Source organism: Methylobacterium tarhaniae, assembly GCF_001043955.1.
In the GTDB taxonomy this organism is placed as follows: Bacteria; Pseudomonadota; Alphaproteobacteria; order Rhizobiales; family Beijerinckiaceae; genus Methylobacterium; species Methylobacterium tarhaniae.
The window spans coordinates 1-7,402 of record NZ_LABZ01000277.1 but is presented as its reverse complement, the minus strand read 5'-3'; the positions used below and the strand labels follow the sequence as shown (position 1 = coordinate 7,402).

Annotated in this window: 7 protein-coding genes; 1 reads left to right on the top strand and 6 read right to left on the bottom strand. The window is 73.5% G+C overall.

All coding sequences use genetic code 11. The features are described from left to right. The first annotated feature begins 148 nt into the window (after window positions 1–148). Window positions 149–838, top strand: coding sequence for a Crp/Fnr family transcriptional regulator (locus VQ03_RS28560; RefSeq protein WP_483428674.1), 690 nt, complete (start codon window positions 149–151; stop codon window positions 836–838). Between the two features lie 28 nt (window positions 839–866). Here VQ03_RS28560 and VQ03_RS28555 read toward each other — a convergent pair whose 3' ends face one another. The 6 genes from VQ03_RS28555 to VQ03_RS28530 form a co-directional block, all read right to left on the bottom strand. Then, the gene (locus VQ03_RS28555) at window positions 867–3,323 is read right to left on the bottom strand and encodes a PAS domain S-box protein (protein ID WP_048454308.1); all 2,457 of its coding nucleotides are present in this window, start codon (window positions 3,321–3,323) and stop codon (window positions 867–869) included. A 28-nt stretch (window positions 3,324–3,351) separates the two neighbouring features. Continuing rightward, window positions 3,352–4,002: a chemotaxis protein CheX gene (locus VQ03_RS28550; RefSeq protein WP_048454307.1), complete on the bottom strand. Its 651-nt coding sequence runs from the start codon at window positions 4,000–4,002 to the stop codon at window positions 3,352–3,354. Further along, window positions 3,999–4,418, bottom strand: coding sequence for a response regulator (locus VQ03_RS28545; RefSeq protein ID WP_048454309.1), 420 nt, complete (start codon window positions 4,416–4,418; stop codon window positions 3,999–4,001). The genes VQ03_RS28550 and VQ03_RS28545 overlap by 4 nt, the downstream gene beginning before the upstream one ends. Before the next feature lie 153 nt (window positions 4,419–4,571). Beyond that, the gene (locus VQ03_RS28540; protein ID WP_048454306.1) at window positions 4,572–4,820 is read right to left on the bottom strand and encodes a hypothetical protein; all 249 of its coding nucleotides are present in this window, start codon (window positions 4,818–4,820) and stop codon (window positions 4,572–4,574) included. Then, the gene (locus VQ03_RS28535) at window positions 4,817–6,892 is read right to left on the bottom strand and encodes a chemotaxis protein CheA (RefSeq protein WP_048454305.1); all 2,076 of its coding nucleotides are present in this window, start codon (window positions 6,890–6,892) and stop codon (window positions 4,817–4,819) included. Before VQ03_RS28535 ends, VQ03_RS28540 begins: the two co-directional genes overlap by 4 nt. Continuing rightward, the coding region (locus VQ03_RS28530) for a CheR family methyltransferase (protein WP_048454304.1) at window positions 6,885–7,402 on the bottom strand (518 nt) is incomplete at its 5' end. The genes VQ03_RS28535 and VQ03_RS28530, both read right to left, overlap by 8 nt.

Genomic DNA, 7,402 nt, shown 5'->3' with positions numbered 1-7,402 from the left:
GGGGCGGCACCCCGCCCGCCGGCCTCGTCGCCGCCCCTGCCGGCGCGGTGGCGACCCGCTTCCAGGCCGGCTCGGCCGAGGACGCCCCCGGGGCCGGCCGCTTCAGCGGGTCGGCGGTCGGGCGACGCTGAGACGGCGGCCGCAGCCCGTGACCTGGCTCGAGGCGAACTGGATCGAGGCGATCGGTTATCTCGGGACCGGGCTCACCATCGCGTCGACCGCGATGAGCACCATGATCCCGCTGCGGGTCGTCTCGATCCTCGCCAGCGTGGCGGTGATGACTTACGGGCTCCTGACCGGCAGCATGCCGGTGGTGCTCACCGAGGCGATCCAGATCCCGTTCAACGCCTGGCGGCTCTACCAGATGGTCCGGCTGGTGCGCGACGTCGAGCGGGCCGCCGAGGGCGACCTCTCCTTCGACTGGCTCAGGCCCTTCGGCGAGTCCCGGCGCATCGCCGCCGGCGAGGTGCTGTTTCGCAAGGGCGAACCGGCCGACGAGATGTTCCTGATCGAGAGCGGCCGCTTCCGCATCGAGGAGCTTGGCTTGGGAGAGCGCGGCTTGGGAGAGCTGGGCTTGGGGAAGCAGGGCTTGGAGATCCGCCCGGGCGCCGTCGTCGGCGAGCTCGGCATGCTCTCCCCCGGCAACCTGCGCACCGGCACCCTGGTCTGCATCGAGCCCGGCATCGCCCTCGGGGTGGCCTATGCGGACGTGAAGCAGCTCTACTACCAGAACCCGGAATTCGGCTTCGCCTTCCTGAAGCTGACGAGCGAGCGCCTGTTCCAGGGCGCGCAGGCCGGCCCCGCGGCGCGCGCGCCGGCGGGCACCGAGGTGATCTGACGCGGGCCCTGCCCCGCCCCTCGATGTCTCACCCCTCGATGATCGAGCGGATCTTGGTCGCCAGCCCCTCCACCGGGAAGGGCTTGGTGATCATCTGCATGCCGGGGCCGAGATGCCCGTTGCCGAAGGCGGCGTTCTCGGCATAGCCGGTCATGAACAGCACCTTCAGGTTCGGGCGCACCATCCGGCCCTGGTCGGCGAGCTGGCGGCCGTTGAGGCCGGGCAGGCCGACATCGGTGACCAGCAGGTCGATATGCGAGGCCGATTGCAGCAGGCGCAGGCCCGCGGGCCCGTCGCCGGCCTCCAGCGTGCGGTAGCCGAGCTCGTGCAGCACCTCGACCACCAGGGCCCGCACGGTCGAGTCGTCCTCCACCACCAGCACCGTCTCGCCCCGCTCCGCCCGCGGCGCCTCGCCCCGCACCTCGGCGGCGGCTTCGATCTCGCCGTGGTAGCGCGGCAGGTAGAGCTTGACCGTCGTGCCCTGCCCGGCCTCCGAGTAGATCTTGACGTTGCCCTCGGATTGCTTGGCGAAGCCGTAGATCATCGAGAGGCCGAGGCCGGTGCCCTGGCCGATCGGCTTCGTCGTGAAGAACGGGTCGAAGGCGCGGGCCATCACGTCCGGCGGCATGCCGGACCCGGTATCGGTCACGCTGACGCAGACATACTGCCCCGCCCGCACGCCGATATCCCGGGCCGCGTAGGCGTCGTCGAGGTGGGAATTGGCGGTCTCGATGGTGAGGCGCCCGCCCTCCGGCATCGCGTCGCGGGCGTTGATGGCGAGGTTGAGGATCGCGTTCTCGAGCTGGTTGGGGTCGCAGAGCGTCAGCCACAGGCCGCCCGCCACCACCACCTCCAGCTGCACCCGCTCGCCCAAGGTCCGGCGCATCAGCTCGTCCATCGAGCTCACCAGCCGGTTGGCGTCGACGGGCCGCGCTTCGAGCGGCTGGCGGCGCGAGAAGGCGAGGAGCCGGTGGGTGAGCGCCGCCGCGCGCTGGGCCGAGGCCATGGCGAGGCCGGCATAGCGGGTGAGGTTCTCGGTGCGGCCCTCGTTGATGCGGGTCTGCATCAGGTCGAGGGAGCCGACGATGCCGGTGAGCAGGTTGTTGAAGTCGTGGGCGATGCCCCCCGTCAGCTGGCCCACGGCCTCCATCTTCTGCGACTGGCGCAGCTGCTCCTCGGCCCGCTCGCGCTCGGCCACCGCCTCGCGCACCCGCGCCTCCAGGGTGTCGTTGAGCTCGCGCAGGGCCACCTCGGCCCGCTTGGACTCGGTGATGTCGTAGACCACCCCGACATGGCGCAGGGCCGAGGTCTCGGTGTCGCGGATCGCCTCGCCGCGGCGGGCGAGCCAGCGCACCTCGCCGGTCTCGGCGAGCCGCACCCGGGTCTCGACCGGCGGCAGCTCGCCCTCCTGGCGCTGGTCGGGCGCGAGCAGCGGCGGGTCGCCCTCGACCACCAGGGCGTTGACGGCGCTCGCCGCCACGGTGCGGGCCGGCACCAGGCCGAGCAGGCTGCAGAATTGCGGCGAGGCCGTCACCGTGGCGAAGCCCGGCACGTGCTCGAAGGCGCCGACGCGGCCCGCCGACTGGGCGATGCGCAAGCGCTCCTCGACCCGCTTCTGCTCCGTGACCTCGACCAACACGCCGGTGAAGCGGGCGGGCCGCTCGTCGGCGCCGAAATGGCAGCGGCCGCGGGCATGGACCCACCGCACCGAGCCGTCCGGCGCCAGCAGGCGGTACTCCTTGTCGAACACCTCGGCCCCGCCGAGGATGCCGCTGACCGCGAGGCGCACCCGCAGGCGGTCGAGGGGATGGATGCCGGTGAAGAAGGCGCTCACCGGCAGCGGGCCGGGGGAGAGCGGCACCGTGCCCGGCCGCGGCGGGGAGCTGAGCCCGGTGAGCGCGGCGAAGCGCCCGTCGACGTGCAGCCGCCCGCCCGCGATGTCCCAGTCCCAGGTACCGGCGATGCCGGCCGAGGACAGCGTCAGGGAGAGCTGGCGCTGCGCCTCGGCCAGGCGCCGCTCGATATCGGCGAGGCGCGTGCGCCCGACCTCGGCCTCGTGGACATGCGACATGTCCACCTGCGAGGCGAAGTAGTTGACGAGGTGGCCGGCCTCGTCGTGGATCGGGCAGATCAGCAGTTGGTTCCAGAACCGGCTGCCGTCGCGACGGTAGTTCAGGATCGTGACCCGGACCACGCGCGCCTCGCGCAGGCCCTCGCGGATCGCCGCCGTCGCCCCCGGATCGGTCTCCGGCCCCTGCAAGAAGCGGCAGTTGCGCCCCAGCACCTCGCAGGATTCGTAGCCGGTGAGCGTCAGGAAGGCCTGGTTGGCGAAGACGACCGGGTTGTCGGGCAGTCGGGGGTCGCTGATGAGCATCGGCTGGCGCGAATGCTCCAGGGCGGCGAGGAGCGGCCCGGCACGATTCCGGGCCGCCGCGATGGCCGCGCCGAGCGAATCGCCGGCGCCGGTGCCGCCGGGCGCGCTCACGCCACGTCTCCCGGTTGGAGGCCGGCCATCACGCGTCCAGGTCGCCGAGGGCGCGGGCGATGAACTCGTCCACCAGGAGCCGCAGGTTCTCCAGGGACGGCAGGTCCATCAGCATCGCCAGGTAGCCGCGGATGTCGCGCTCGCTCACCGAGAAGTCGATGTAGAGGAACAGCACCAGGGAATCCGCGCCCGCCGCCTCGCCGGCCTCCGTCCCGAAGATCCGTGGCCCGTCGCCGCGGACGATGCCGGGCAGGGACATGGTCAGCGTGCGCTGGAGCATGTTCGCCATCGTGGCGAGGCAGCCGTTGAGGATGATGTTGCCGGTCTCCGCGAGCGCCTCGTCCTCGAGGGCGGCGACCTCCTCGGGCGAGAGCTCCTCGCCGGCGACAGCCCGGACCAGCTCGCGCCCGTTCTCCTGCGGAAAGATCAGCAGCGCGCGGCCCGCGAAGGCGCCCTCGAAATCCTGGTGCACCACCACGAGCGGCGCCGCCTCGCGCTCGCCGATCAGCCGCGCGGCGGCCTTGCGCGAGACGATCTCCACCGAGGGCACCGAGAGCAGCACCTGGGCGCCGATCATCTTGCGCAGGCTGGCGGCGGCGCGGCTGACGCCGATATTGACCAGCTCGGTGAAGGCGTCCTGCTGCAGCTCGGTCAGGCCGATGGTCGCCTCGTCGCTCACGGGGCGGCGCTCCGACGCAGGCGAAGGGCGGCGCCCGAGAGAAAGCCCGCCAGCGCGTCGCCGGTGAGGGGTTTCGGCAGGAATGCCGCCTCGATGCTGCGGGCGCGAGCGATCACCTCGTCCTGGATGTTGGCCGAGATCACCGCGATCGGCATCCCCGGCCGCTCGGCGCGCAGCTCGGCGGCGAGCGCGAGCCCGTCCTTGCCCGGCATGTTGAAATCGAGGAGCGCGATGTCGGCCGGCGCTGGCGCCATCGCCGCCAGAGCCTCGTCGGCATTGGCCGCCTCGCGCACGGTCCAGTCCGGCCTGAGCTGCCGCAGCAGCCGCACGGCGACGGCCCGGGCGAGCTTGCTGTCGTCCACGACGAGGACGGCGACGGTGGCAGTCGGAGGCTGCGGCGTGGTTGGCTGCGACATGGACGGCATCTAGGCGGTTTCCGCCGAAAGGGAAACGGATCCCTCGCGGGCTCTCGGCGACGTGACGGTGAACCACGGCGCGGAGGCGCCGCAAGGGCATAGCCGAAAACTGGTATCGTTGCGCGCAGTTTTATCCGTTGCCGCCGGGTCGGCTCACCGGTCGGCCGCCGGCCCCAGCAGCGGCGCGAGCCAGCGGGCTGCGAAGGGGTCGCCGCAGGTGCCGTGGAGCGGCGGGCGCAGCCGCAGCAGCACCTGGACCAGGGCGGTGTGCAGCCCGGTGCAGCCGCTCCACTCCACGCCGACCCCCGGATGGGCGAGGAGGAGGGCCGCCAGGGTTTCGGCCTCCTCCACCGGGCAGGCGCCTTCGAGGCGGATCATGTCTCCGTCGTGGCGCACGCTCACGCCGTGCCCTCCCCTCGCCTCTCGCCCTGGTCGATCAGGGTCTCCGGATCGAGCACCAGCATCACCCGGCCGTCGCCCGCGAGCACCGTGCCGGCGAGACCCGGGAAGGCGGCGAGACCCGGCAGCGGCCGCACCAGACCGTCGAGGCGGCCGGCGAACCGGTCGACCTCGACGGCGACGCGCTCGTCGCCGAGCCGCAGCACCGCCAGCCGCGCCTGCGCGGGCGCCCCCTCGCGGGGCAGGTCGAGCAGATCCGCGAGGTGCAGCACCGCCACCGTCCGGTCGCGCAGGATCGTGGCCGCGCCCAGGCCGTGGTCGCGCCCGCCCAGGCCGTGGTCGCGGATGCGATCCCGCGGCACGCGGGCGAGTTCGGCCACGGCCTCCATCGGCAGGCCGTAGAGCTCCGGCCCGATCCCGACCAGGAGAAGCTGTGCGAGGGACTGCGCCCGGGGCAGCGCCAGGCGGACCGTGGTGCCCTGCCCGACCCGGCTCTCGACGGTGCAGCGCCCGCCGAGGCGCGAGACCGCCTCCCGCACCGCATCCATGCCGACGCCGCGGCCGGAGACGGCGCCGACCTCGGCCGCGGTCGAGAAGCCGGGGGCGAAGATCAGGTCGATCACGCCGGCCTCGTCGAGGGCCGCGAGGGCGGCGGGCGGCAGCAGCCCGCGGGCGCCGGCGCGGGCGCGGATGAAGGCCGGATCGAGCCCGCGCCCGTCATCCGAGACCGAGACGACGACCCGTTCGCCCCGGATCTCGGCCCGCAGGCAGATCCGGCCCGCCGCCGGCTTGCCGGCCCGGGCCCGGGCCTCGCGCGATTCGATGCCGTGATCGACGGCGTTGCGCAGGAGGTGGAGCAGCGGCTCGAACAGCCCCTCCGCCACGTCCCGGTCGATCTCGGTCGCCTCGCCGTCGAGGCTCAGCACCACCTCCTTGCCGAGCCCGCGGGCGATGTCGCGCAACGAGCGCGGAAAGCGGCGAAACACCCGTGCCAGGGGCTGGAGCCGCAAGCCCACCGCCTCGCGGTGCAGCTCGGCGGAGAGGCGCCCGATGCGCTCGTCGCTCGCCCTCAAGGACGGAAGCAGGGTGGCGAGGTCGGCCCCCGACGTGGCCCGGGCGACGACCTCGCCGAGGGCTGCGCGGGCGGCCGTCAGATCGTCGGCCAGGGCCACCAGGGCGTCGATCCGGCCCGCATCGACCCGAAGGCTCCGGGGTGCCTCGGCACCAGGGGACGTTTCGGCACCAGGGGACCTCTCGGCACCAGGGGACCTCTCGGCACCGGACGCCGTGTCCGCGAGGGGAGCCACCCCGGCCTCGGGAGTCGCCGCGGTGTCCGGCGGCGCCAGGGTCGCCGCCGTGACCTGGTCGCGCACCAGGCGAAACATCGCGTCGACCTCCGCCCGCGGGTCGGTGGTCAGCAGCGTCACCGTGAGGTTGCAGGCGAAGACGTCGAGGGTCTCCGCCGGCGGCCAGGGGGCGGCGGGGGCGAGATGCAGGGCCAGGAGCCCGGGCAGCCGGCCCACCAGGCCCAAAGGATCGTCGCCGGCAAAGAAGCAATCGGCCCGCGGGACGTAGCGCAGGGCGGTGACGGCGCCGTCGGGTCGCTCGCTCAACTTCGCCAGAAGGTCGGCGGCCCAGTCCGGCACCGGGCCGTCCGGTGCCGGCTCGCCGGCCCCGCCCTCCGGTGCCAGGAGGCCGCGGTAGCGGTCCACCAGCCGGGCCGATTCCGGGCCGGCGCTCTCCGGGAGCGCCCCGGTCGCGGCGATGGCTTCGGTCCAGCGCGCGACCGCGTCGAGGGCGGCGAGCGACAGGTCGACGAGGTCGGGGCTGTGCCGGCCGGCGCGGGCGGCGTCCAGCCCGTCCTCGGCGGCGTGCAGGACCGCGAGCATCGGCGGCCAGTCGAACAGGGCGGCCGAGCCCTTGAGGGTGTGGACGGCGCGAAACACCCGGTTCACCGCGGCGGGATCGGCCGCCGCGTCGAGCGCCGGCAGGTCCTCGGCCGCGACCTGGATCAGCTCGCGCGCCTCAGCCAGGAAATCGGCGACGAGATCGTCGGTCACGGACGCGTCACTCATGCGCGTCCTCCGGGCGCTGGTAGACGATCGCCTCGGGGAAGCGCCGGGTGCGGAACCGCGACGGAATCCGGGACATCGACTCGGTATGGCCGAGGCACAGGAAGCCCCCCGGCCGCAGGGCGGCGAACAGGGTGGCGGCGGCGATCTTTCGCGAGGCGTCGTCGAAGTAGATCAGGACGTTGCGGCAGAACACGACGTCGAAGCGCCCTTCCTGCGCCATCCCGACCGCGTCGACGAGGTTGCGGCGGCTGAAGCGCACCGAGCCGCGCAGCTCCGGCAGGATGCGCCACGAGCCATCCCCCTCGGGCACGAAATAGCGCGAGACCAGGGCGGGCGGCAGCCGGCCGAGCGCCCGGGCCCCGTAGCGCCCGGCCTCGGCCGCGGCGAGCGCCCGGGTGTCGATGTCCGAGCCGACGATCTCGATCTCCCACGCATCGACCGTGGGCCAGTGCTCGAGGAGCCAGATCGCCACCGAGTAGGGCTCCTCCCCGGTGGCGATCTGGCTCCTCG